The following is a 23,342-nucleotide window of genomic DNA, read 5'->3' on the forward strand; positions in this document are numbered from 1 at the left end:
GACGGGGGGCACGGTCTTTGGGCGATGCGGGAGTTGACATGAATTCGGTTTCGGCACGTCTTGCATCCGGCTTTCTCGCGAGTGCCTCGCTACCTCTCGCGACGGTTCTGCCGCAAGTCGCGATCGCGCAGGAGGTCGGGAACCGCGGCTATGACATCCCCGCGCAGCCGCTGGAGAATGCACTTGTTGCCTGGATGCGCCAATCCGGCATGCAGGTCGGTTACGAGCCTGGCGATGTGGCAGGTCGCATCTCCACGGCAATATCCGGCAAGCGGCCCGCGGGCGAGGCGCTGGCGGCGATGCTGGTGGGTACCGGCCTGAGCTATCGGCAGACGGGAGCCGCTTCGGTACGCCTGGTCCGCACTTCGCAAACCGAGGGCACGACCGTTCTCGGCCCGGTGCGGGTGCAGGGGACGATAACCTCGCACGCGCGCGCCGAGGCGGGCGAGACGGGCGCCGCCACCGGCTTGGCTCGCGGCTATCGCGTCACCCTCAGCGCCACTGCCACGCGCACCGAAACGGCCATTCGCGATGTTCCCCAGTCGATCCAGATCGTCCCGCGCGCGGTGATCGAGGATCAGTCCGCCGTGCGCCTCACCGATGTGATCCAGAACGTTTCCAGCGTACAGCTCAGCGGAACAGCGGGAAACCGTTCCGAAAGCTACAGCATTCGCGGCTTCGTCAGTGGGCGCTATGCTATCGACGGTTTTCCCCTGACCAGCACCATGGACCGCCCCGAAGCCTTCCTCGACCTTGCCAATGTCGAGCGGGTGGAAGTTCTCAAGGGGCCTGCGTCGGTCATGGTCGGCCTTGGCGAGCCGGGCGGTATCATCAACATCGTCACCCGTGCGCCGTCCGATGAATTCCACTTCGACGGCAGTGTCCAGGGCGGCAGCTTCGATTTCTGGCGCGGCGAAATGTCGGTGAGCGGCCCGCTCGATGCTGCGTCCAGGCTGACCGCGCGCGTGACGGGTGCGATCCAGACCGGGGGCGGCTTTCGCGACGGCGCCCGCAGGAGCGAACGTGCCTTCGGCGCGGCGGCGCTGCGCTGGCAGCCGGACAGCCTGACGCGCGTCGATTTTACGGCCGATCACGTGGATCAGAAAGTGCCGTTCGACCGCGGGCTGATTGCCGGCGAGGACGGGAACTACGTCCACGATGCCCGTAGCTACTATGGCGAACGATGGTCCGTTACCGGCGCGGAAAAGCTGATGCTGGGCCTTGCCGCGCAGCGCCAGGTCAATCCGTGGCTGGTGCTGCGCTTCGCCGGGCGTCGCAGCGCCGCGCATGTGCGGGATCGCAATGCGGTTGACCTTCAGGGCGTGGCGGACGCCGCAGTCCGCCGCCGCATCACCAACCGCAGCGAGAAATCGCAGGACCTTGCGATGCGTTTCGAGGCGCTGGTGGATGCATTCACCGGGCCGCTGGAGCATCGCATCATGGCAGGCGCGGCGCATGACCGGGGCGATTTCGCATTCCGGTCGGCCCGCGCCGATATCGCTGCGATCGGCATGGCCGAGCCGGTTCGCGGTCTGACCGCGGTGCCAGTCGCGGCGGTGAACAGCGTTTACGATTACAAACTGCGCAATTGGGCCTTCTACCTTCAGGACCAGATTGCTTTGGGGGAGCACTGGAAGGCGCTGGCCGGGCTACGCCGCGACCGCACGAAATCGCATACCTGGGACCGGCTGGGCGGCGGTGAGACCCCGACGGACGATGACGCGCTGACGGTTCGTACCGGCCTTGTCTACCAGCCTGGCCCTTCGCTGGCATTCCACTTCGGCTATACCCAGAGCTTCCATCCGCAGCAGGGCCGGCTTGCCGACGGCAGGCCGCTTGCTCCCGAACGTGGCGAGCAGTTCGAGGGAGGGGTGAAGCTGGACCTGCTGGATCGCCTGTCGATCTCGGCCTCGGCTTTCCGGATTGCCAAGCGCAATGTCGCCACCGAAGATCGCGACGATCCGGACTTCTCGGTGCTCACCGGCGAACAACGCGTGCGCGGCCTGGAGATCGACGTGACCGGCGAAATCCTGCCCGGCTGGAACGTGATCGCGAATGCCAGCCACCTCGATGCCGAGATCGCGCGGGACAACATTTATGCCGTGGGCAATCGCCTAACCGGCGTGCCCCGGTTCAGCGGGCGTTTCTGGACGTCCTACGGCTTCTCGGCCGGTGCGCTTGCGGGGCTGACGCTGGGCGGCGGCATCCGCGTGGTCGGCAAGCGCGAGGTCGATCTGGAAAACCGCTTCGCCATCGCCGGCTACAAGACTTACGACGCCTCCATCCGCTACGCCTTCGACCCGCATTGGGAACTGGCCGTCAATGCCGAGAACCTGACGGATCGCTTCTTCGTGGAGGCCGTGCAGGGCGACAACAACCTCTATCCAGGCACGCCGCGCCGGGTGATGGGGACCTTGCGCGCGCGGTTCTAACCGTGATGTGCCCCATGAAACCCTCAGAAGGCACGCGCCAGCGTCAGCGACAGCACGGCGCCTGATTTTTGCGCGCGGCCTTCGCTGCCGCTCATCGCGCCTGCCCGGCTTGGGGCATAGAACCGGCGCTGGCGTTCGTCGTCCTGGCCGTTGAAGGCGGCGGCTCGCAAGGTCATCTTGAAACCGGCCAGCGCCGTCGTCTCGACATAGGCGCCCCACAGGGCATGATCGCGCCAGTGCAGGACTTCGCCGGTGTAGAAGATTCTGGCTTCTTCCGGTGCGGTCCAGGTCAGGCCCCAGGACGACTTCAGCCTGGGAAGATCGTGGCGGAATTCGGCCGTCAGGCTCTGCTTGGGAATATCGTCCATCACCCGGTTTCGGCCCGTCACCGGATCGTGCAGGCGGGAACCGCGCCAGGTGCCGTCAACGGTGAGCCGGGCGCCTTTCAGTAGGCGGTCGAGCGGCAGCGTTCCTTGCGCGGTGATACCCCATTGCCGGGCATTGCCGATCGTGCCGAGCGCCTCGTCGCCGCTGGGAAGGACCAGATAGCCGAGCAGGCCGGTGTGCCATTGGTGATAGGCTTCCAGCGCGATCGCGCCGCCCTTGCCCCAGCGGTGGTCTAGGCGGGCGAGGGCGCGCGTCACGCGGGCCGGGCGCAGCCCCGAATTGCCGCCGAGCGGGCGCCCGTCGGCCTGGTTTACGGAAGCCGCGAAATCGCCGAAGTCCAGCTGGTCGACGGTCCGGCGGGCGCCGAGGCGAAGCTGGGTGCTGCCCGAAGGCGACCAGACCAGCGCTGCCGAGGGCTTGAGATAGGACAGGCTCTGCTCCTGCGCCGCCTCTCCCGTCACCCGGATGCGGGAGAACTCCACGGCCATGCCGGATTCGAGATTGAGATGGCCGGTAAGCCGGACGGTGAGGTTGGCGAAAGCCTCGCCGCGCATTTCCGAAACACGGGTGCGGTCGTTGGCGAGCGGGATGGCGATCAGGCCGCTGCCGGTGTCTTCCGCATAGTCCAATCGGCTCGACAGGCGGTTGTAGGCGATCTCGCCGCCGAATTCGGGACGGACGGGATGGTTGCCCTCGCGGGTGACAGTAGTGCGGGCGACGAACTCGCTCGGCTTCTGGAGGCGCGAGGAGAGGCCGCGATAGTCGGCCTCGATATAGTCCTCGTCGGTGGTGTAGCGCTCGATCCGGCCGAGACCGACGAGCTTGGCGGACCAGCCCGAGCCGAGGCGGCGGGTCCAGTCGAGGCCGAGTTCGCCGCTGCGGCCCTTTTCGTCGTAGGCGATGTCGCGCCGGGCATCGGGTGCTTCATCTGCGGGGCCTTCGAAGATGTCGATGCCGCGCCTGGAGGAATAGCCGTCCTTGTTGAGCCGCAGGTTCACTGTCAGCGTGCCGCCCGCCAGCGCGCCGGAAGTGCTGAGCGCCAGTCCGTATTCGGGCGCCTTGCCCGCGATATGCTCCTGCCGGGTGCGGGTGAGGCTGCCCGCGGCGTCGCGGTCGAGATAAGTGCCGTCGGTGGGGAAGCGCACCAGTTCGCCGGAAAGCTCGATATTGGTCTGCCACCCGGCGATGCGCCGGGCGTGGCTGATGCGCGCGGAAGGCGAAATGCGGCCGTCTGCCGTGTGGCTCAGGGTGAGCGAGGCATTGCCCGATCCCCCGGCATCGGCGCGCAGGATCAGGTTGGCCACGAGCGTCTGGCCCTGCGCTTCGGCGGCGTCGGTGCCGCGCAGCAGGACCACGCGCTCCACGCGCGATGCGGCGATGCGGCGCAGGACTTCGGTGATGCCGCCGCCCTTCACAGTCGGGCGCTGGCCGTCGATCAGGACATTGCCCGCAGCCCCGCCGAAGCCGCGCACCGAAGTCCCCTCGGTGAGGAGGAAGCCGGGGGTGCGTTCGAGCATGTCGAGCGCGGTCTGGGGCTGGAACGGCTTGTAGAATTCGGCCGGATAGACCGGGTCGGGGCCGACCGGGACGATGGCGGGCGGCGCTTCCTGGCCGAGCCGCTCCGGGGGGCGGGTGTCATCGAGGGGCGAGGTCGTGGCGGCCACGCCTGCAAGCATCACGGAAAAGGCATTCATCAAAGCGGACTCAGCACCCATTGGAGAAGCAAAAGCGGGACGGCGGCGCCCATCAGCCAGAGGCAGGCGCGGCATGCGCTGCGGGCATGGAAGACCGCCATGGATATGGCGGCGAACACCGCGAAGCTGGCGAGCGTGGTCGCCACTACCGCTTCGGCGCGGTCCATACCCGCCAGCGCGAGGAGGAAGGACAGAACGACGGTGATCTGCACTGTCAGTCCATAGGCGCCGAGCGTGCCCGCCAGAGTGCGCGCCGTCACAGCCAGACGATGACGGCGCGCACCGGCCGCGACGCCGGACGAAGGGGACGACCTTGGCGTCGCGGGAGGGGTCATGGCAGGCTCTTTCGATTGCGGGGACATGAGGATCAGGAGAACAGGCGCAGGATGCGTTCGCGGTTGGTCTGGGCGGTCAGTACGAGCGCGGCGGCCATGCTCAGCCATCCGCACCAGACCACCGTGCCGTAAGCCCAGCCGAGTCCGAACCCGGCGGCGGCGAAGGCCAGCGTGAGAGCAACGAAACCGCCTCGGCGCAGCGCCCTGGACTTCGGCGGAGAGAGCTTGCGGCGGAGCCAGTCCTGCTGTTGGCGGGCCATGGCCAGCAGTAGCAGGGCAAAGCCCAGCAGTGCGGGCAGGGCGATGGCGAGATGGATCATGCTGCAGCCTCCGCCGTATTGCGTCTGCGCCGGGCCGGTACGGCCTTGGGTTGGTGGCGAAGCACTTTTCGCGCGGTGTAGGCGAGGGCAGCGGCGACCGCGATCATCGTCAGGTCGAAACCGATGAAGACCCAATCGCCGCGATCGAGGCTCGGACCGAGACCGCGCGAGGTGGTCGCGGCGTTGACGATGGGCACCAGCGCGAACAGCACGGCGCCACTGCCGAGCGCTTCCACCCAGGCGCGCTTGGCGGGCCGGGCCAGAGTCCAGGCGAAGATCGCCCCCCATGCGATGAACAGGCCGTCGACTTCCCACTCTGCGCGCTCTGCCATCGCGGTCGGGAACAGGCGGTTGGCGAGGAAGTAGACGGCGATGCCGACCGGCGCTCCGGCGATGAAGCCGATGTTCAGCCGCTCGACCAGCCGGAAGCCGAAATGCGGGCGGGCCGGGTCGGGCAGCTTGGTGCGGCGCTTGACGCACCACAGGGCAAGGCCCGTGGCGCACATCGCGGTGCCGCCTATGCCGGAAAGGAAGTAGAGCCAGCGCAGGCCGATCCCGGCGAACCAGCCGGTGTGCAGGTCGACCATGACCTCGCGGGTCTTGCCCGCGCCGCCTTCCACAGGCTCGGGAAGCGGGATGACGCGGGCCTGCGCGGCGTCGATGTAGATCGCGCTGCGACGGCCGCTGCCCCAGTCGGTCCGCTCGGGGTAGAGGCGGGCGGTGGCGTTCAGGTCGCCGGGGTGCTCGATGGTGATGTAGGCGGGCCGGACGCCCTGCCACTGGCGTTCGGCCACGGCGACCATCCGGGCCAGCGGCATTGTCGGCGCGGGAGTGCCGCTGGCCTCGCGCTCGTCCGGGCGGGGGCTGGAGGCGGCGTAGAAGGCCTCGCGGTCCGCGAAGTTCGCACTGATCGCCCAGGGCATCAGCGTGAACAGCAAGGTGACGAGACCGGTGTAAGTGATCATCACATGGAACGGCAGCGCCAGCACCCCGGTGGCGTTATGCGCGTCGAGCCAGGAGCGTTGCCCCTTGCCGAAACGCATCTGGAAGAAGTCGGTGAAGATCTTCTTGTGCGTCACCACGCCCGAAAGGATCGCCACCAGCATCGCCAGCGCCGCCACGCAGACCAGATAGCGCGCCCAGCGCACAGAGATGTAATGCAGGTCGAAATGCATGCGGTAGAGGAAGAACCCGCCGCGCGTCTCGCGCACGCCGAGTTCGCGCCCGGTCTGGGGATCGAGCGTGATCTCCTTGCGGTCGTGCCGGTCCTGTCCCGCGACGCGCCAGGACACGGAAAGGCCGGTCCCGCCGCGTGCATGGGGCAAGGATACGTTCCAGCTTTCCGCGCCCGCGCCGCGTCGGCGCAGAAGCGCGTCGGCGGCGTCGAGCGCGCGCGGGGTCACCGCCGTGCCGGACGGTAGTTCGGGCCGCATCCAGGCATCGATCTCGTACTGGAAGAACGCCACCGTCCCGAACAGGAAGACGATGTAGAGTATCCAGCCCGGGATCAGTCCGACCCAGGTGTGCAGCCACGCCATCGACTGGCGGAAACCCTGCTTCATGATCGCATCCTCGCTCCCTCGGCCCCCTTAGAATTCCGTCCGCGCCGAGAACGCGATCGTGCGCGGCAAGCCCAGTTGCCAGTACGAGGACCAGTAGTCCTTGTTGGTCAGGTTGCTGACGTAGAGGTTGAAGGTGGTCGGCCGCCCCAATGCTTCGGTGCGGTAGCGGATACCGGCGTCGAACAGGGTGTAGCCGTCGATCCGATTGGCATTGGCAGCGTCCTGGTACTTCGAACCGGAATAATAGGCGCCGCCCGAAAGCACGAGGCCGTCCACCGCGGGGATCGCATATTCCAGCGAAGCCTTGGCCATCAGCGCGGACGATCCGATCGGCTTCTTGCCCTTGAGCGCGGCATTGGTGGCCTTCTCGATGCCGAGCTCCATCCAGGTGCCGCCTGCCACGATCCGCAGATGATCGGTAACATGGCCGTCCAGCGTCAGTTCGAGGCCCTGATGGACCTGCCTGCCATCCTGGTTGATGGTGATCATCCCGGTCGAGGCGATCTCGTTGTAGCTGTTCGCCTTCTCGATGCGGAACAGCGCCGAGGTGACCAGCAGCTTGTCGGAGAAGGCGTACTTGGCGCCGACTTCGTATTGCTTGGAGATGATCGGGTCCATCACCTCGCCGGGGTTGGTGTAGAGCGTGGGATCGTTGGGTACGATCGTCCCCGCCTCCATCGCCTCCATGTAGCTGGCGTAAGTGGTCAGTGCGGGCACGGGCTTGTAGATCAGCGAGACCGTGGGCGTGATCGCGGACTTCTTGTAGCCGGACGATCTGGCCCCCGCCGTCGTGTAGCTGCGGGTGCGGATCGTGCTGTAATTGAAGCCGACCAGCGCGCTCAGGCTGTCGGTGAAGGCGATGTCGTCGCCGACGATCGCGTTGAAGTTGGTCGAATCGGTCGACTTGTACTTCGGCCCCGGATCGCCGTCGAACACCGGCGTCGGCATGTTCAGCAATTCGTCCAGCGTCAGATTGGCGCCGGGGGGATAAGGCGTGTCGTCGGCATAAGTGCCCGGCACGTTGCCGATGACGTGGCGCACTTCCTTGTAGGTGTCCCAAGAGCCGCCGACCGTCAGCTTGTGGCCGATCGGGCCGGTGTCGAACGCGACATCGAGGTAGGTATAGGCGCCCTGCGAAATCGTGTCGTACGGGAAGGTCTTGGTAATGCTGTAGGTCGACCAGCCATTGGGCGTGTCGATCGGATAGATGATCACGTAATCGCGCTCATCCTCCTTGTACATGTAGGCCGAGCGCAGCGAGACCGCTTCGCTGATCTGGTACTTCACGTTGGCGCCGATGCGGTTGGAGGTGGTCTGGTTGTAGGTCCAGCCCGGCGTGTAGGTTTTCGAGTTGTCGTAGGCATTGGGCCAGTAGCCGAGGCCGTTGGTGTAGAAGCGCGTGTCCACCCGGTCGAGATGCCAGTAGGTATGCGCGGCTTCCAGTTGGACCAGCAGCTTGCTGGTGACGTTCCAGTCGAGCGCGCCGCTCACCAGCCACTTCTTCAGGTGCTGGTCGTCCTTGGAAGTGCCGCCGTCGGCGTAGGCGCCGTTGAAGCGGAAGGCCAGAGTCTCGTCGCTGGTGATCCTGCCGCCGAGGTCGACATGGCCGAAGTACTGGCTGCCGCCGTAATTGCCCACCGCCACATTGGCGAGCGGCTCGTAAGTCGGCCGCTTGAGCACGTAGTTCGAGACGCCGCCGACATTGCCCGAGCCGTAGAGGAAGCCGGAGAGGCCGTTCATGACCTCTACTTTCTCGATCTCCTCGGTCGAGAGGCCATAAGTGTAGGACGAAAGCCGCACGCCATCGACGATGCCGGTGCTGCTGTCGAAACCGCGGATACGGACGTTGGGATAGCCGAAGATCGTCGTCGGCGCATTGGTCTGCACCACCGGGTTCATCTTGTAGAGCTGGTCGAGATCGCGGGCGATGGTGTTCTCGATCTGCTCGCTGGACATCACCGTGACCGAATAGGGCGTGTCGGCGATGCTGCGCGAGCCCCAGGGGCCGATACCCGCTTCCAGATTGGGCGAGACATGCTGGCCGTTGACCACGATGGGCCCGTTGTCGCGGGCCGACTGCCGACCCAGGCTGGTCTCGTCGTCCTCATCCTCGTTCGTATAGCCCACGGTCTGGATGCGCATCGGGTCGAGTTTCAGCCGTCCGACCGTGGCCGGTACGATCGTCAATGTGCCGGTATCCGCCGCGCGGGCGACCAGTCCGGAACCCGCCAACAGGCGGGAGAGCGCCTCGCGGGGCAGGAACGTGCCGCGCAGCCCCGGTGTCGCGCGGCCTTCCGTCAGCTTACCTTCATAGGAAATCTGCACGTCGCTCTGATCCGCAAAACGGTTCAGTGCCTGCGCCAGCGATCCGGCCGGAATCTCGTAGCGGCGCATGGTCTCTGCCTGTTGTGCCTGCGCGGCGGTTGCTGTGAACCCCACTGCCGTCAACATCGTCGTGCCGGCCCATGCCGCAGCCAGCAGCGACCGCGCGGAAAATTGCCTCATGTCTGAAAACCCCTGAATGAATCGAGTGTGTTAATGCGGATGCGACGCACTCTCATTTGGTAGGTCGGAGGCAGGAGGCATTTGGCGCCTACCCGGCGGGAAAAAATTTGCGGCGACGGTTCCGAAAGGCCTCAGCGCGTGACGATGATGAACCGATTGGAAATGCGGATAGACCGCAGGCCAAGCGTCTTTTCGAGCGCGTTCAATGCGGCGAGCGGCTGGTCGAGATCGTAGACCCCGTTCACCCGCAGCTTCGCCGCATCGCCGCGTACGGTCCAGTAACCGCGCCGCTGCCGGCCGATGATGGCGACGACTTCGCCGAGCGGCCGGTCGGAGACGATCAGCTTGCCGCGGGTCCAGGCCGCAGCCGCCAGGACGTCCGACCGTACCGGGCGGGCGACGGCTCGCGCGGTGAAGGACGTGCTTTCGCCTTCCCGCACCACCGCCTCGGCGCCGCCAGAGGTGCGGACCGCGACGCTATGCTCCAGCACGGCGACTTCGGGATTCCCGCCGGATTCCGCCACCGTGAACACGGTGCCGAGCGCCGTCACGCTGCCCTCCGCCGTCTCGACCCGGAAAGGACGGCGCGGATCGCGTGCCACTTCGAATTGCGCTTCGCCGCTCAGCAGCGTCGCCACGCGCGCTTCGCCCGACTTGTCGAAGCTGAGGGCAGAACCTGCCCCCAATGTCGCGACTGAGCCGTCGGAAAGGGTGACGCTGCGCCGCTCCCCGATGCCGGTGGAATAGTCGGCGCGCAGCCGCGTCGGCCAGTCTTCGGCACTGCCGATGAGGATCACCGCAAGGAACGCGGCGGCGGCAGGCAGGGCAAATCGAACACCGATTGCGGTACGCGCGACCCGCCAGCGGCTGGTCCGGGGCAGGCGTTCGGGAGCCTCCTCGCGGATCGGCAGCGAGGCCATGCGGCGATAGCGCTGCCAGACCGCGCTCTGCCGGTCGTATTCGCGGCGGTGTTCCGGCACGGCGAACCATGCTGCGAAAGCGGCCTGCTCCGCCTCGCCCAGCACGGTGCCGTCCTGCCGTACGATCCAGTCCGCCGCCTGTTCCTCGGGTGTCCCGAGCGGGGCGTCTCCGTCGTCTTCACTCGACATCGCTCACCTCTCGTCTGCCTTCCAGGATCATGATCCGGTTTTGCCGTTTCATAAGCTCAGTCGGAGTTCGCGCGGTTTTGGCGCCCTGCCTTCGCATTTTTAATCTTCCTGTCCCGGCTCGGCCAGAATGCGCGCGCAGAGCACGAGGGCATGCCGCAACTGCTTCTCGACCTGTTTTACGTGAATGCCGAGGCGCTCCGCGATCTCCGCCTTTTCCAGAAGCTCGACATGGCGCATCGCGAAGACCTCCCGGCAGCGCGGGGGCAGTGTCGCCATCGCCCCATGCAGACGGTCCAGTTCGTCGCGACCGGCGGCATGGACTTCGGGCGAGGGGGCGTCGTCTGCGACATGCTCCGTATGGTCGGCATCGACCAGCCAGCGCGACCACCGCTGCTGCTGGCGCATCGCTTCCGCGCTGAGGTTGCGGGCGATCCCGTGAACGAAAGCGGAAACATCGACGACCCGCCCGGCCTCGATCGCGGGAATGGCGCGGGTGAGCGCTTCCTGCACGATGTCGGCAGGCTCGACGGGAGGTCGGACCCGGCGCCGCACGCTGGCCAGCAGCGCGGCGCGATGCCGGGCAAGCAGGGAAAGCGCCTTGAGTGTCACCGCGCGGCCATTTGCCTGCCGGGCGGAAGGATCAGGAACTGCAGCGGCATGGCGACGACAAGCTCGTCGGGCAATTCCGCCGGAATCTGCGGAAAGGGCGCCGAGCGGCGAACTTGTCTCAGCGCGGCGCGATCGAGCACGGCCCGGCCGGTGGAACGCTCCATCGAAGCGTGCAGCAGGTTGCCGCTGCGATCGATGCGAAACGACACGGCGCCGTCACCCTGATAGTTCCTTAGGCGCGCCGCTTCCGGATAGTCCCGGTGCTCGGCCAGCCGCGCGAACAGGGCCTGGCGGTAATCCTGAACGGCGTCGCCCGCTTCGCGGCCATGGGGGAGGTCGCCGGGCGCCGGGCTTTCGATGTCCGCTCCGCCGGGCGCTATCGGCGTTACGGGCGGCATTGCCGTAATGGGCGTTTCGATGCGTTGCGATTCCGGCGGCTGTGCGGGCGGGCGCCTTTCGATCCGGGCGGAAACGGTCGCTGCGTCCACCTGTCGTAGGTTTGACGGTGCTGCGCGGGCGGGGACGTCGTAAAGCGTAATCACCGGCTCCTTGCGCGGTGAGGCCGTCTCCGAACCCCGCGGAAACTGGCTATAGATCACGAAGAGAAGCCCGGCGATGTGAAGCGCAATCGTTATGGCAAGGGAGGTCAATCGCGAGATGGCGACCCAGCTCCGTCCCTCAGGTGCGCCTATTCCGGTTGCTGCAGCGTGCGACATATCGGCTGCGCTTAAACACTATTGCGAGTTAATCGCAACACTGTTGTGTGCGGATTGCCTCGCCCCGGCAAGATTGAGACCCATCGCCGCGATCAGAGCGCGCTTGCCGTTTGGGACCTGCCGGGCGCCCATCGTTCCCGACGATTGACCCGGTTTCAGTCTTGAACCGGGCAGGTCCTAATGGCCGGATGTGCCCGTCGATCGGTCCAACGGATTCAGGCAGGTGATCCGGAAATGGGCGCCCTTCGCGGAAGCAACGAGTTCCAGTTCGCCGCCGTAGGCTTGCAGCAGGGAACGGGCGATGGACAGGCCGAGGCCGGTGCCGCCCAACTCCCGCCTGCTGGTGAAGAACGGCAGGAAGATACGCAGCCGGTCGGCCTCGGGAACGCCGGGGCCATCATCGACGAGGTCGATGCAGGATATCCTCGACCCGCTTCGCAGCGCGATGTCGAGATGAGTTGCGCCTGCCTGCCGGGCGTTTTCGGCGAGCGTGGTCAGCACGGCTTCCAGCGCATCGCCGTCCATCGAAACCGCCGTTTCGCCTTCCGGTACATGCACGGAAATTGCGAAATCCTCGGCCGAGAGCGCATCGGCGACCGCCAGCAGCACCGCATGGGGCAGGACCGCCGCATCCGCCGCGCCGACCAGTACGTCGGCGCGGGCCAGTTCCATCAATCGGCCGACCAGGCGCGACAATCGGCGGGCATCCGCGGCCATGTTGGCCAGGAAGCGGTCGCTCTCTGCCGGCGACATCTGCGCACCGTGATCCTGGAGCAGTTCGATGGCGCCGGAAATGCCTGCCAGCGGCGTCTTGAACTCGTGGCTTACCGAGGCGGCGAAATCGCGCAAGTACCGCGAGCGCTTCTCGATGGCATCGGCCATTTGCTCGAAATCTTCGTAAAGCGCGCGGATCTCGACGACTTGCAGGCTCGGCTGGCGGGTGGAGACGCGGCGGCCGGATGCGAGCGCGCGCGTGGCGCGGCTCAAACCTTCGATCGGCCGCACGATGGCGCGCGACAGCACGGCGGAAAGCATCAGCAGCATCGCGAAGATCGCCGCCACTCCCAGCGCGATCTTGCCGCGATCCTCGTAGAGGCCGAGCGCCAGGGCGCGGGGTGAGCGGGACAGCAGCAGGACGCCTGCGACCCTGCCGTCCACCACGATGGGGCGGGTATGGTGGAGGCGGATGTTCGCGGCGCGGCTCAGCCAGTCGAGTGCATGGCGTGTCGGAGTGCCCTCGTTTTCGCGTAGAACGGTGGTCGGCTTGCCTGCAAGCGCGGCACGGACTTCAGGCAGCGCTGCCAGGCTGCCGCCTGCCTCGCGTCCGTTGAGCAGGATGCCCTGCCGGTCCAGCACCAGGATCGAGGCGAGCGTCGTCACCTTGGTCTCCTGAAAGGCGGGCATCATGCGCCGGGCGACTGCCAATGCGGCGGGATCGGGACGGAACGAGGCGGGCCGTGCATGCGGGCGCGGCGGCAGGATCGGGGAGGAGCGCAAGTCCACTTCGGTCATGCGGTCGTGGTAGCGATCGGGGGGCGCGGGCGGAACGGCCGACAGGGCTATGTCACTGCCGACGACGGCGGCGCTGGCGGCGAGAGCGGCGCCTTGCGCCACCAGTTCGGCTTCGGTCCGTCGGACCAGTGCATTCTCGTAGATGCGCAGGAATATCGCGCCGAATCCCGGTAGCGCAGCGACGAACAGCAGCGTTCCCAGCAGGACCGTGCGCAGGCGCAGGATCGGCCAGCGGCCGGCGAGGAAAGCCTTGGTTCGTGCCCAGCGCCTGTGGATCATCCCTGCGCAGCCGCTCCGGTGCAGGCGCCGAGACGGTAGCCGATCCCCGCACGGGTCTCGACCAGATCGCTGCCGCCGACCTCGGCGAACTTGCGGCGCAAGTTGCGGACGTGGCTGTCGATCGTGCGATCGGTCAGCGCGAAGCCGGGGCCGCGCAGGCGGTCGATGATCTGATCGCGCGAGAAGATGCGCGTCGGGCCGGAGAGCAGGGTGCGCAGGATGGTGAACTCGGTGACCGTCAGGCCCACGTCATGGCCGTGCCACTGGGCGGTCCAGCTTTCCGGATCGAGGCTCAACAGGCCGTGGCGCAACACCGCGACGGTTTCGGCAGGACCCGTGGATGAACTGTGCCGCGCGCCGGTGCGGCGCAGGATCGCCATCGAGCGGGCGACCACTTCGCGCGGGGAAAAGGGCTTCACCACATAATCGTCGCCGCCCAGTTCGATGCCCAGCACTCGGTCGATCTCGTCATCGCGCGAGGACAGGAAGAAGATCGGCACCTGGCTGGTCGCGCGCAGGCGGCGGCAGACCTCCAGCCCGTCCATGCGCGGCATGTTGATGTCGAGGACCACCAGATCGGGGTCATGGCGTTCGACCTGGGCCAGCGCTTCCTCGCCGTCTCCGGCCTCGATGGTGTCGAGACCGGCCTTGCCGAAGGCGAAGACGAGCAATTGGCGGATATGTGGGTCGTCGTCGACGAGTAGGATCGTGCCGGGCATGGCGGACATGTTCATTTCCTCGGGGCGCGTGTCAACGCGGCGCAGCGCTTTGCAACGGGGATTGCGGCTGGGGTTGGAGAGGCGGGACCGAGGCCGGGAAGGGAGCCGGCGGAACGGGAACGGGATCGGGGATCGGCGATCCGTCGCATCGGCGGCCCAAGTCGCCGAGATCGATCGGCGGCAAGATTGCGGCGAGGGCAGCGGCCTGTTCGCGGCGGCGGGCATGGAGCAGGCTGCCGTTCATCGGCCTGTCGTATTCCACCTGCTCGCGGACGGCGTGGACGCGCTCGCGAAAGTCGGGCCGGAGATCGCGGCGCCGTTCGAGTTCGAGCAAGGGCAGCAGGGCGGATTCGCCTTGCTGACCAAGGTAGCACAAGTCCAGCGCGGCGCCTTCGCCGCCGACTTCGCGGGCATGCCGCACGTTCCAGCGGGCCGCCACCGTGCCGAGGTCAAGGAAACAGAAAGCTGTCAGCACGAGCACCGTCGCGGCAAGATTGACGTTGACCAGCCATGCCGAACTGCGATCGCGCAGCAGGCGCCAGCAGATCGTGGCGAGTCCGAAGCCGACGAGTACCATCCACGCCAGCGCGGCGATCCGGAGCCGGGTGAGCGAATAGGCCTCGACATAGTCGGCCGTGCGCTGGATCGACGAGGCGACGAGCACGATGTTCTGCGCGATCCACAAGGTGACCAGTCGCCGGATCACGGGCGATCGTGCGGTTTCGGAGCCGAGGCGCAGCGCGATGAGCACGAAGAGCGCCGCCAGCAGTGCGGTGGCGATCAGTGGATAGGCGCCGCGATGGGCGTAGTCGGCCAGAGTCATGCCGTCTGGCAGAGTGGCCATGCCCCAGAGATAGGCCGCATCCAGCACGTTCTGTACCGCGAAGATCGCGTTGAACAGCACCAGCGAGATCGTAATCGAAGCGGGCGATACCCCTGGCAGGCTCACCTCGCCGCGTCCGTCGAACAGGGGCAGGGGATGTTTCAGCAGGCCGGGGCGCAGCAGGCTCCAGGCCATGACGAAGAACAGGGTCCAGAGCAGCGCACGCAAGGCGTTCATGAAAGTCGCCTCGATCGAGAACAGCGAGGAGATTGCCTGTGCCAGGATCGGATTGGCCATGCAGAACAGGGTTACGATCACCGCGCCGCCCAGCAGCGGCAAAGTCAGCAGCGAAGCGGCACGGCGCAGCCCGATGCGGTTGCCGCGGCCCGCCGCACGGACTTTCGCGAGGCGCCGCAGATCGATCAGAGGAACGAAAGGCGCGCGCAGACCTTGCCAGAGGAGCCGCTGCATCCAGCGCCAGCCGTCGTCGAACTGGCCCGTCCTGGGAAGCAGTGTGGCCATTCCCGCAGCCAGCCAGAACAGCGTCCAGGAAAGCGCGCTCGGGTCCCAGACCAGCGCGAGCGCGAAGACGGTTGCGGCAAGGACTGCAACCAGCCCGGCCCTGTTCTTGCGGAGCGCCGGTCTCCCCGCCAGCATGCTCGCCAGAAGGGCGAGGGCAAGGACGCCGAGCGCGCCGTTGGCAAGGCCGCGCTGATAGCAGAGCCAGTCCGCCACGGCGACGAAGGTGAGGCCCACTGCCAGCTTCCAGCGAAAGCTTGCGCCCAAGGCGGCGGCGAAGTGCATTTGCGTATCTCCCTGGATGACGGGGACTATCCTGCGCGGCGGGCGGCGCAGTTCATCGTGGCATGGCCGTCAATTGTCGGCGCAGGGGCGGTGCAGAAGCCGTGCAGGAACGGAAAGATCGCGCGAGAACCTGCCGTGATGGGCCTATAGTTCCGGTTCAACTGAAATGCAGGCGTCCGGTCGGCAGTAATCGCGCGCTTGTATTGTCTGTCTTTGCAGAACTACGTCTTCTCCATCAATACAGTGGAGAACACATATGCGTTTGCGTGCGATCATGTCCTTCCCCGTGATCTCTGCCCTGATGCTCTCGGCCTGCGGGGGCGAGAGGCCGGGGGGCGATGCGGGCTACGAAGGCAGCGCGCCGAAGGCCGACAGCGGCGAGCGCTACGCAGGCCGGGAGGTCAGCCCGATCCACCGCGCGGCGAGCGAGCCGGTCTCGACGTTCGCGGTCGATGTCGACACCGGCTCCTACACTAATGTGCGGCGCATGCTGATGGGCGGTCAGGCGGTTCCGGCAGAGGCGGTGCGGACCGAGGAGATGATCAACTACTTCCGCTACGACTATCCTCTGCCGGTGGACCGGAGCACGCCGTTCAGCGTCACCACCGATCTTTCCACCACACCGTGGAACCCGCAGACCCGTTTGCTGCGTATCGGCTTGCGGGGATACGATGTCGCCCGTTCAGAACGGCCTGCGGCAAACCTCGTGTTCATGGTCGACGTATCTGGTTCCATGGACGCGCCGGACAAGCTGCCGCTGGTCAAGCAGGCGCTGTCGACCCTGGCGGAGGGTCTGCGGGCGGACGACAGCATTTCCATCATTACCTATTCGGGATCGGTGGAGACGCTGATCGAGGGCAGTCACGATCCCGCGGCGATCAGGGCGGCGCTGTCCGGCTTGCAGGCCGGGGGCGGAACCGCGGGTGGTCCGGCGCTGTCGATGGCTTACGACCTTGCCCGCGCGCACCGCATTTCCGGCGGCATCAACCGGATCGTCATGGCTACCGACGGAGACTTCAACCTGGGCCTGTCCGACCAGGACGGGCTTGAGGACATGGTTCGCCGGAACCGGGAGGACGGCATCACGCTGACCACCCTTGGCTTCGGGCAGGGCAATTACAACGATGCGATGATGGAAGCGGTCGCCGATCTCGGCAACGGCAACCACGCCTATATCGACAGCGCCATGGAGGCCCGCAAGGTCTTGGACGAGGAACTGTCCTCAACCCTGTTCACGATTGCCAAGGACGTGAAAGTCCAGGTCGAATTCAATCCGGCGGTGGTCGGCGAATACCGGCTGATCGGCTACGAGAACCGCGCCTTGCGCGAAGAGGATTTCGCCGACGACAAAGTGGATGCCGGCGAGATCGGCGCCGGTCATCAGGTGACCGCAATCTACGAGATCGTACCCGCCGATCGGCAGGGATGGCTGCCCGCGCGCAAATATGCTGCAAACGCCGTCGCGGCACCGGTGCCGTCCGGCGATGTCTCAGAGGCGGCGACCGTGCGGCTGCGCTACAAGCTTCCGGATGGGACCGAGAGTCGGCTTATCGAGGCACCCGTGGCGGCAGGTCGCCTGGCAGCGGCCACGGCGCCGAGGGGCGATGCCGCCTTTGCCATCGCCGTGGCCGCATTCGGGCAGAAGCTGCGGAACGACACGCGGCTGGGCAATTTCGGCTACACCGACATCGCGAACCTGGCGGGGCATCAGACGAATTACTGGAGGCAGGAGTTCGTGGAACTGACCAGATTGGCGGCGCGCAGGGGAAGCGAGACGATGGCGGTGACGGAATAGCGCGTCTTCCCGGTCGGGAGGTCGCGCTTGCGTCAGAGGCGGCAGATGGGCTTCACGGGGTGCCCGCTGCCGCCTCGTCCGCCGGTTCCTTGCCGATCGCGGAGAGGGCCAGGGCAAGGGCTTTCCGGGCGTCCTCTGCGGAGGGGGTATGTGGATCGAGCGCCAAGGTCCGTTCGAGCAGGGCGGCGGCTCGGCGATCGTCGCGCGTGCGGCCGTTTCCGGTCTGATAGGCCCTGCCGAGCGAGAAGCAGCTTTCGGCCTCGCCAAGGTCGCAGGCCTTCTCGAACAGGTCGAGCGCCCGCTGGCGGTCCTTGCGGATACCGCGTCCGTCATCGATCATCATGGCCAGATTGCCGCATGCGCTGGAATCCGGCACCGCGCAGGCCTGCTCGAACAGCGAGACGGCGCGTCGATGATCGCGCCGCACGCCCAGACCGTCACGGTAGAGCACGCCGAGATTGTAACAGGCGTGCTGATCGTCCTTGTCGCAGGCCTGTCTGAACAGGCGTGCCGCCCGGCGCTGGTCGCGCGGCACGCCTTTGCCCAGCGAATAGGAAGCGCCGAGATTGGCGCAACCGGCTCTGCCGCCTGCCTCGCAGGCCTGGCTAAACAGCGTGGCGGCATAAGCCTCGTTTCGATCGACGCCTTCGCCGTGCACATAGGCAAGGCCTAGGTTCGAACACCCCGTCGGCTCGTCGCCGCTGCAGGCAAGGGCATAGTAGGATGCGGCATGGTCCGGCGATCGCTCCACCCCTTGTCCGTTGCCATAGGCAAGCCCGGCCATGGTGCAGCCTTTCACATTGCCGAGATGACAGCCCCTTGCGAAAAACGGCGTCGCACGGCTCTGGTCCTGCGGGACGCCGTTGCCCTCGGCGTGGATATAGCCGAGCCGGACGCAAGCATCGGCGCCGTCTTCCCTTGCGCACTCCGAGGTCAGGTCCCTGACGAGCGCGCTTTCGTCATCGGGCGGGGATTCGGCAGACGAGGAAACCTGCGCGGCAGCGGTGCCGATCAGCCAGGTTAGCGCCAGGGCCAGAACCGCAACTCTCAATCCGTTGCGGATAGAGGGTCCGCTTTTCGCCGTGAACAGGATCATTGCGGCGCGCATGCCGGGTCCGAACAGGAAAATTCCGCGTCGCCGCCGCCATCGTCTCTCGAAACGCGGCTCGCGCGGAACCGCAGGGCCTGCGGGGTCGCCTCGATGACGTCGATATCGATATCGAGAATGTCGATCTTCCTTTGTGCCAGCGGGAAGCGCATCGTCTGGGCACTGCTGGCGCGGGCAAGGTCACCGATGCTGTAGCCGCGACGTTCGAAGATCATCTCGCCCTCGTCGATCCCGATATAGGCGATGTCGTAGATGGTTCCGCTTTCATCGGCATCGTACGCCTTTGCCTCGGGAACTTGCGTGCCCTTGGCATAGTCGCGAGGAGGAACGACGGCATCGCCTGCCGCGGTGCTCTGTTCGGTGCCGAAAGTGTCGGGCGAAGGCGCGGTGGAACGGATCACCGGCACTTTCGGATCGGCGCGCATCCTGTCGTGGATCGCCTGAGGGCTTTCCGCCGCTTCGGTGTCGGCGATCAGCGCTTCCGCAAATGCGACCTCGTCGATGGCGATGGGAAACCGCCGGTTTGCGCCGGGTCGGATGCGCAGACGAATTCCAGTTCCGCCTCGGCAAGCGTGCCGGTGCCGACCGGCTCGGGATCGTCGTAGGCCAGTGCGGTTTCGTCGAGCCGCTCGTCATGAGGGCCGTAGCGCATGACCATGTCAAAGTTTTCGGTTCGCTCGCGGCAATCGGTCCGCATGTAGGCGCGGATCGAGGCGGCGGGGTTTTCGGGCTCGCGCAGGATCTGGCTGGCTTCGTAGCGCACGGTGTCGCCTTCTCGCTGGATCGTTTCCACATCCACGAACAGCACTTTGTCGGCGGCCTGTGCCACATACCACCATTGCGAGGAGCGCGCCTCGGCCGATGAGGGCAGGCATGCGGCAAGGGAGAGGGGAACGGCAAGCAAGGGCGCAGTTACCGGCGATTTCATCGGACTTCTCCAGATCGATGGCTTCGACACGCCTGTTCGCCGGTCTGCGCGAGAGGCGAAATGGTGCCCGCGCATTCCGAACGGAACTGAAGGCCAGGCGGGTTCACGATGGAAGGTGAGACACTTGCAGGCAATCCGAAATCCTCTCGACGATCGGGGCATACTTGGCGGCAAGGCTTTCGGGATAGCGGAAGCGGAAAGCCACAAGTCGGCCCTCGACGAGGATCGCCTTGGTATAGAGAATTTGATCGACGCGGGTCCCGGACACCACGAACCAGTTCTCTCCTCTTGCCACCAGACTGATGTGGGTCAGCCGCTCACGCTCCATGCGGATCGGCTCGGCCAGGGTTTCGCGGGGATAGCGAACGGCTGCCGCGATCAGTTGCGCACTGTCGCTCGATTCCATGACGATGCCGTGACCTTGCGGCGATTCCCGATTTTCCGGAAAGACCGCGGCAGGGTAGCATATCTCGTAGGCGAAGCGGGCGTTGTGCCAGGTCGTCCATTGCTCGTCGTCGGACTTGGCAGGCGCCGCCGACGACGTGAGCATGCCGAAGAGCCCCAGTGCGGCTGCCATCATCAGTTTTGCCCTAATTGCCACACTCTCATACGGTGTTCCGGTACATCGCTGCCGTGAAACCTCGGAGCACCAACCGAGGCAGCATCGCCGCCGGATCCTGGAATAGGCTATCGCATCGGCCCTCCTTCCGTCGATCCCCGCGCGCGATATTAGGGGACATGCGTTTGAAAATGCACAAATCGGAGCGAAGCTTTCGGCAGGCCTTGCGGTCGGAGCGACGAACTGCCCTCCCTATCAGGCATGGCGATGATTTCACGATATGTGAAATCCGGATTTGCCATTTGTCGATGGTCGCCGCTATCAAATCGCGGCATTTACACTTTTGCATCGCGGAAAAGCGCCGAATCCGGTTTGGCGTCCAGTAACGCTCCTGCCAGTAAAGAGGTATTTCGATCCATGACGGCTTTGACTGAAACGCGCTACGTCTATCGCTTCGGTGGCGGCGTCGACGACGGCGGCAAGGGCGACAAGAACCTGCTGGGCGGCAAGGGCGCCAACCTCGACGGCATGGCGGCGATCGGCCTGCCGGTTCCTCCGGGCTTCACCATCACCACCGAGATGTGCACGCGCTATTACACCGATGGCGGCGTCTATCCCGCAAGCGTGAAGGCCGAAGTGGCGCAGGGCCTCGCCCATGTCGAGCAGGTAACCGGCAAGACTTTCGGCAACACCGCCGATCCGCTGCTGGTTTCGGTCCGCTCGGGTGCGCGTATCTCGATGCCGGGCATGATGGACACCGTGCTCAACCTCGGCCTCAACGACGAGACTGTTGAGGGTCTTGCTGCGACCTCGGGCGACGAGCGTTTCGCCTGGGATAGCTATCGCCGTTTCATCCAGATGTATTCGGACGTCGTGCTCGAACTCGATCACGGTGCCTTCGAGGAAGCGCTGGACATCGCCAAGGAAGATCGCGGCTACGACCTCGACACCGAGATGACCGCTGCCGACTGGAAGCTGCTGGTCGCCGAGTACAAGGCCATCGTCGAGAAGCTCTGGAACAAGCCGTTCCCGCAGGATGTGAACGACCAGCTCTGGGGCGCGATCGGCGCCGTGTTCGGCTCCTGGCAGTCGGACCGTGCCAAGGTCTATCGTCGCCTCAACTCGATCCCCGGCGAATGGGGCACGGCGGTCAACGTGCAGGCCATGGTCTTCGGCAACATGGGCGAGACGTCGGCCACGGGCGTGGCCTTCACCCGTGACCCGGCGACCGGCGAGAACGCCTATTACGGCGAATACCTCATCAACGCCCAGGGCGAAGACGTCGTCGCCGGCATCCGCACCCCGCAGTATCTGACCAAGGCCGCCCGAGAGCGCGCCGGGGCCAAGCCGCTGTCGATGGAAGAGGCGATGCCGGAGACTTATGCCGAACTCGCCGGTGTGTTCGAGATCCTCGAAAAGCACTACCGAGACATGCAGGACATTGAGTTCACGGTGCAGCAGGGCAAGCTCTGGATGCTCCAGACCCGCTCGGGCAAGCGCACTGCCAAGGCGGCGTTGAAGATCGCCGTCGACATGGCGCGCGAAGGCCTGATCGGCGAGGAAGAAGCCGTCGCTCGCGTCGATCCCGCCGCGCTCGACCAGCTTCTGCACCCGACGCTCGACCCCAAGGCGCCGCGCGACGTGCTGACCAAGGGCCTGCCTGCCTCGCCGGGCGCCGCTTCGGGTGCGATCGTGCTGGACGCCGACACCGCCGAGAAGCTGGCAGAACAGGGCAAGGCGGTAATCCTCGTCCGCGTCGAGACCAGCCCCGAGGACATCCACGGCATGCATGCGGCGCGCGGCATCCTCACCGCCCGCGGCGGCATGACCAGCCACGCTGCCGTCGTGGCGCGCGGCATGGGCCGCCCCTGCGTTTCCGGCGCGGGCAGCCTCCAGATCGACAACGTCGCCCGCACCATGCGCATCGACGGCCGCGTGCTGAAGGAAGGCGACACCGTCACCATCGACGGCGCCACCGGCGAAGTCATGGCGGGCGAAGTGGCCACCGTGCAGCCGGAACTCGCGGGTGACTTCGGCACGCTGATGGAATGGGCCGACAAGGTGCGCCGCCTCAAGGTCCGCGCCAATGCCGAGACCCCGCTCGACTGCCGCACCGCGCGCGAATTCGGCGCCGAGGGCGTCGGCCTCTGCCGCACCGAGCACATGTTCTTCGACGCCGCCCGCATCACCGCCGTGCGCGAGATGATCCTGGCCGAGGGCGAGGCCGAGCGCCGCGCCGCGCTTGCCAAGCTGCTCCCCGAGCAGCGCGATGACTTCGCGGAGATCTTCACGGTCATGGCCGGTCTGCCGGTGACGATCCGCCTGCTCGATCCGCCGCTCCACGAGTTCCTGCCCCATGCCGAAGCGGAATTCGAGGAAGTGGCCCGCGCTGCCAATGTCAGCGTCGACACGCTCAAGCGCCGGGCCTCGGAGCTGCACGAGGTCAACCCGATGCTCGGTCATCGCGGCTGCCGTCTGGGCGTGACCTACCCGGAAATCTACGAGATGCAGGCCCGCGCGATCTTCGAGGCGGCGCTCATCGTCAAGGACAAGACCGGCGAGGCGCCGATCCCCGAAGTGATGATCCCGCTGGTCGCCACCGCCAAGGAACTGGAGCTGATGAAGGCGATCGTCGACCGCGTCGCCGCCGAAGTCTTCAGCGAACGCGGCGCCACGGTGGACTACCTCGTCGGCACCATGATCGAACTGCCGCGCGCAGCGCTGAAGGCGGGTGAAATCGCGGAACTGGGCGAGTTCTTCTCTTTCGGCACCAACGACCTGACCCAGACCACCATCGGCATCAGCCGCGACGATGCGGGCAAGTTCCTGACGCAGTACGTCGACAAGGGCATCTTCGCCCGCGATCCCTTCGTCAGCCTCGATGTCGACGGTGTGGGCGAACTGATCGAACTGGCCGCCGAGCGCGGTCGCAAGACCCGTCCGGACATCAAGCTCGGCATCTGCGGCGAGCATGGCGGCGATCCGGCCTCGATCGCCTTCTGCGAGAAGATCGGTCTCGATTACGTCTCGGCCTCGCCCTACCGCGTGCCGATTGCCCGTCTGGCGGCTGCGCAGGCGGCTCTCGCCGGGAAGTAAGTACAACCGCGTCGGGGAGGAGGAGCTACCTGACCGGGAATGCGGATCGC

18 protein-coding genes are annotated in these 23,342 nt (G+C 66.2%); 3 read left to right on the plus strand and 15 right to left on the minus strand.

The window, feature by feature from the left end; translation table 11 throughout:
- Positions 1–38 precede the first annotated feature (38 nt).
- The gene (locus ACZ1II_RS02125) at positions 39–2,432 is read left to right on the plus strand and encodes a TonB-dependent siderophore receptor (protein WP_465144154.1); all 2,394 of its coding nucleotides are present in this window, start codon (positions 39–41) and stop codon (positions 2,430–2,432) included.
- Positions 2,433–2,455: 23 nt separating this feature from the next.
- On the opposite strand, the gene ACZ1II_RS02130 is transcribed toward ACZ1II_RS02125, so the two are convergent.
- From ACZ1II_RS02130 to ACZ1II_RS02180, 11 genes are all read right to left on the minus strand, one after another.
- Complete coding sequence (locus tag ACZ1II_RS02130; RefSeq protein ID WP_465144155.1) at positions 2,456–4,513, minus strand: TonB-dependent receptor plug domain-containing protein; 2,058 nt, start codon at positions 4,511–4,513, stop codon at positions 2,456–2,458.
- Complete coding sequence (locus tag ACZ1II_RS02135; protein ID WP_465144156.1) at positions 4,513–4,848, minus strand: hypothetical protein; 336 nt, start codon at positions 4,846–4,848, stop codon at positions 4,513–4,515. The genes ACZ1II_RS02130 and ACZ1II_RS02135 overlap by 1 nt, the downstream gene beginning before the upstream one ends.
- Positions 4,849–4,880: 32 nt before the next feature.
- Positions 4,881–5,168, minus strand: coding sequence for a DUF3325 domain-containing protein (locus ACZ1II_RS02140; protein ID WP_465144157.1), 288 nt, complete (start codon positions 5,166–5,168; stop codon positions 4,881–4,883).
- Positions 5,165–6,730, minus strand: a complete 1,566-nt coding sequence (locus ACZ1II_RS02145; protein WP_465144158.1) for a PepSY-associated TM helix domain-containing protein — start codon at positions 6,728–6,730, stop codon at positions 5,165–5,167. Before ACZ1II_RS02145 ends, ACZ1II_RS02140 begins: the two co-directional genes overlap by 4 nt.
- Before the next feature lie 27 nt (positions 6,731–6,757).
- Entirely contained in the window at positions 6,758–9,235 is a 2,478-nt protein-coding gene (locus tag ACZ1II_RS02150; RefSeq protein WP_465144159.1) for a TonB-dependent siderophore receptor, read from the minus strand.
- Positions 9,236–9,366: 131 nt separating this feature from the next.
- Positions 9,367–10,344, minus strand: a complete 978-nt coding sequence (locus ACZ1II_RS02155) for a FecR family protein (protein ID WP_465144160.1) — start codon at positions 10,342–10,344, stop codon at positions 9,367–9,369.
- A gap of 99 nt (positions 10,345–10,443) precedes the next feature.
- Positions 10,444–10,953 (minus strand): RNA polymerase sigma factor, encoded by a 510-nt coding sequence (locus ACZ1II_RS02160; RefSeq protein WP_465144161.1) that lies wholly within the window; start codon positions 10,951–10,953, stop codon positions 10,444–10,446.
- Complete coding sequence (locus tag ACZ1II_RS02165; RefSeq protein ID WP_465144162.1) at positions 10,950–11,441, minus strand: energy transducer TonB; 492 nt, start codon at positions 11,439–11,441, stop codon at positions 10,950–10,952. The genes ACZ1II_RS02160 and ACZ1II_RS02165 overlap by 4 nt, the downstream gene beginning before the upstream one ends.
- A gap of 405 nt (positions 11,442–11,846) precedes the next feature.
- Entirely contained in the window at positions 11,847–13,460 is a 1,614-nt protein-coding gene (locus tag ACZ1II_RS02170; RefSeq protein WP_465144163.1) for a sensor histidine kinase, read from the minus strand.
- Positions 13,457–14,188, minus strand: a complete 732-nt coding sequence (locus ACZ1II_RS02175; RefSeq protein WP_465144164.1) for a response regulator transcription factor — start codon at positions 14,186–14,188, stop codon at positions 13,457–13,459. The genes ACZ1II_RS02170 and ACZ1II_RS02175 overlap by 4 nt, the downstream gene beginning before the upstream one ends.
- A 22-nt stretch (positions 14,189–14,210) precedes the next feature.
- The gene (locus ACZ1II_RS02180) at positions 14,211–15,806 is read right to left on the minus strand and encodes a DUF4153 domain-containing protein (protein ID WP_465144165.1); all 1,596 of its coding nucleotides are present in this window, start codon (positions 15,804–15,806) and stop codon (positions 14,211–14,213) included.
- A gap of 256 nt (positions 15,807–16,062) precedes the next feature.
- Between ACZ1II_RS02180 and ACZ1II_RS02185 the strand changes: the two genes are divergently transcribed.
- On the plus strand, positions 16,063–17,601 hold the full coding sequence (locus ACZ1II_RS02185; RefSeq protein ID WP_465144166.1) for a vWA domain-containing protein: 1,539 nt from the start codon (positions 16,063–16,065) through the stop codon (positions 17,599–17,601).
- 52 nt (positions 17,602–17,653) lie between these two features.
- On the opposite strand, the gene ACZ1II_RS02190 is transcribed toward ACZ1II_RS02185, so the two are convergent.
- From ACZ1II_RS02190 to ACZ1II_RS02205, 4 genes are all read right to left on the minus strand, one after another.
- Positions 17,654–18,709, minus strand: coding sequence for a tetratricopeptide repeat protein (locus ACZ1II_RS02190; RefSeq protein ID WP_465144167.1), 1,056 nt, complete (start codon positions 18,707–18,709; stop codon positions 17,654–17,656).
- Positions 18,694–19,134, minus strand: coding sequence for a hypothetical protein (locus tag ACZ1II_RS02195; protein WP_465144168.1), 441 nt, complete (start codon positions 19,132–19,134; stop codon positions 18,694–18,696). Before ACZ1II_RS02195 ends, ACZ1II_RS02190 begins: the two co-directional genes overlap by 16 nt.
- A gap of 47 nt (positions 19,135–19,181) precedes the next feature.
- Positions 19,182–19,637, minus strand: a complete 456-nt coding sequence (locus tag ACZ1II_RS02200; RefSeq protein WP_465144169.1) for a surface-adhesin E family protein — start codon at positions 19,635–19,637, stop codon at positions 19,182–19,184.
- 103 nt (positions 19,638–19,740) lie between these two features.
- Positions 19,741–20,217, minus strand: a complete 477-nt coding sequence (locus ACZ1II_RS02205) for a hypothetical protein (protein WP_465144170.1) — start codon at positions 20,215–20,217, stop codon at positions 19,741–19,743.
- Between the two features lie 396 nt (positions 20,218–20,613).
- On the opposite strand from ACZ1II_RS02205, the gene ppdK reads away from it, so the two are divergent.
- Entirely contained in the window at positions 20,614–23,292 is a 2,679-nt protein-coding gene (gene ppdK, locus ACZ1II_RS02210; RefSeq protein ID WP_465144171.1) for a pyruvate, phosphate dikinase, read from the plus strand.
- Positions 23,293–23,342 lie beyond the last annotated feature (50 nt).

It is taken from the genome of Novosphingobium sp. BL-S-20 (assembly GCF_055521635.1).

Coding starts and splice junctions, on each gene's coding strand:
- ACZ1II_RS02130 (WP_465144155.1), bottom strand. CDS start 4,513: ATGAATGCCTTTTCCGTGATGCTTGCAGGCGTGGCCGCCACGACCTCG.
- ACZ1II_RS02180 (WP_465144165.1), bottom strand. CDS start 15,806: ATGCACTTCGCCGCCGCCTTGGGCGCAAGCTTTCGCTGGAAGCTGGCA.
- ACZ1II_RS02195 (WP_465144168.1), bottom strand. CDS start 19,134: ATGCGCGCCGATCCGAAAGTGCCGGTGATCCGTTCCACCGCGCCTTCG.
- ACZ1II_RS02205 (WP_465144170.1), bottom strand. CDS start 20,217: ATGATGGCAGCCGCACTGGGGCTCTTCGGCATGCTCACGTCGTCGGCG.
- ACZ1II_RS02170 (WP_465144163.1), bottom strand. CDS start 13,460: ATGATCCACAGGCGCTGGGCACGAACCAAGGCTTTCCTCGCCGGCCGC.
- ACZ1II_RS02185 (WP_465144166.1), top strand. CDS start 16,063: ATGCGTTTGCGTGCGATCATGTCCTTCCCCGTGATCTCTGCCCTGATG.
- ACZ1II_RS02140 (WP_465144157.1), bottom strand. CDS start 5,168: ATGATCCATCTCGCCATCGCCCTGCCCGCACTGCTGGGCTTTGCCCTG.
- ACZ1II_RS02150 (WP_465144159.1), bottom strand. CDS start 9,235: ATGAGGCAATTTTCCGCGCGGTCGCTGCTGGCTGCGGCATGGGCCGGC.
- ppdK (WP_465144171.1), top strand. CDS start 20,614: ATGACGGCTTTGACTGAAACGCGCTACGTCTATCGCTTCGGTGGCGGC.
- ACZ1II_RS02200 (WP_465144169.1), bottom strand. CDS start 19,637: ATGAAATCGCCGGTAACTGCGCCCTTGCTTGCCGTTCCCCTCTCCCTT.
- ACZ1II_RS02145 (WP_465144158.1), bottom strand. CDS start 6,730: ATGAAGCAGGGTTTCCGCCAGTCGATGGCGTGGCTGCACACCTGGGTC.
- ACZ1II_RS02190 (WP_465144167.1), bottom strand. CDS start 18,709: ATGCGCGCCGCAATGATCCTGTTCACGGCGAAAAGCGGACCCTCTATC.
- ACZ1II_RS02155 (WP_465144160.1), bottom strand. CDS start 10,344: ATGTCGAGTGAAGACGACGGAGACGCCCCGCTCGGGACACCCGAGGAA.
- ACZ1II_RS02175 (WP_465144164.1), bottom strand. CDS start 14,188: ATGTCCGCCATGCCCGGCACGATCCTACTCGTCGACGACGACCCACAT.
- ACZ1II_RS02135 (WP_465144156.1), bottom strand. CDS start 4,848: ATGACCCCTCCCGCGACGCCAAGGTCGTCCCCTTCGTCCGGCGTCGCG.
- ACZ1II_RS02125 (WP_465144154.1), top strand. CDS start 39: ATGAATTCGGTTTCGGCACGTCTTGCATCCGGCTTTCTCGCGAGTGCC.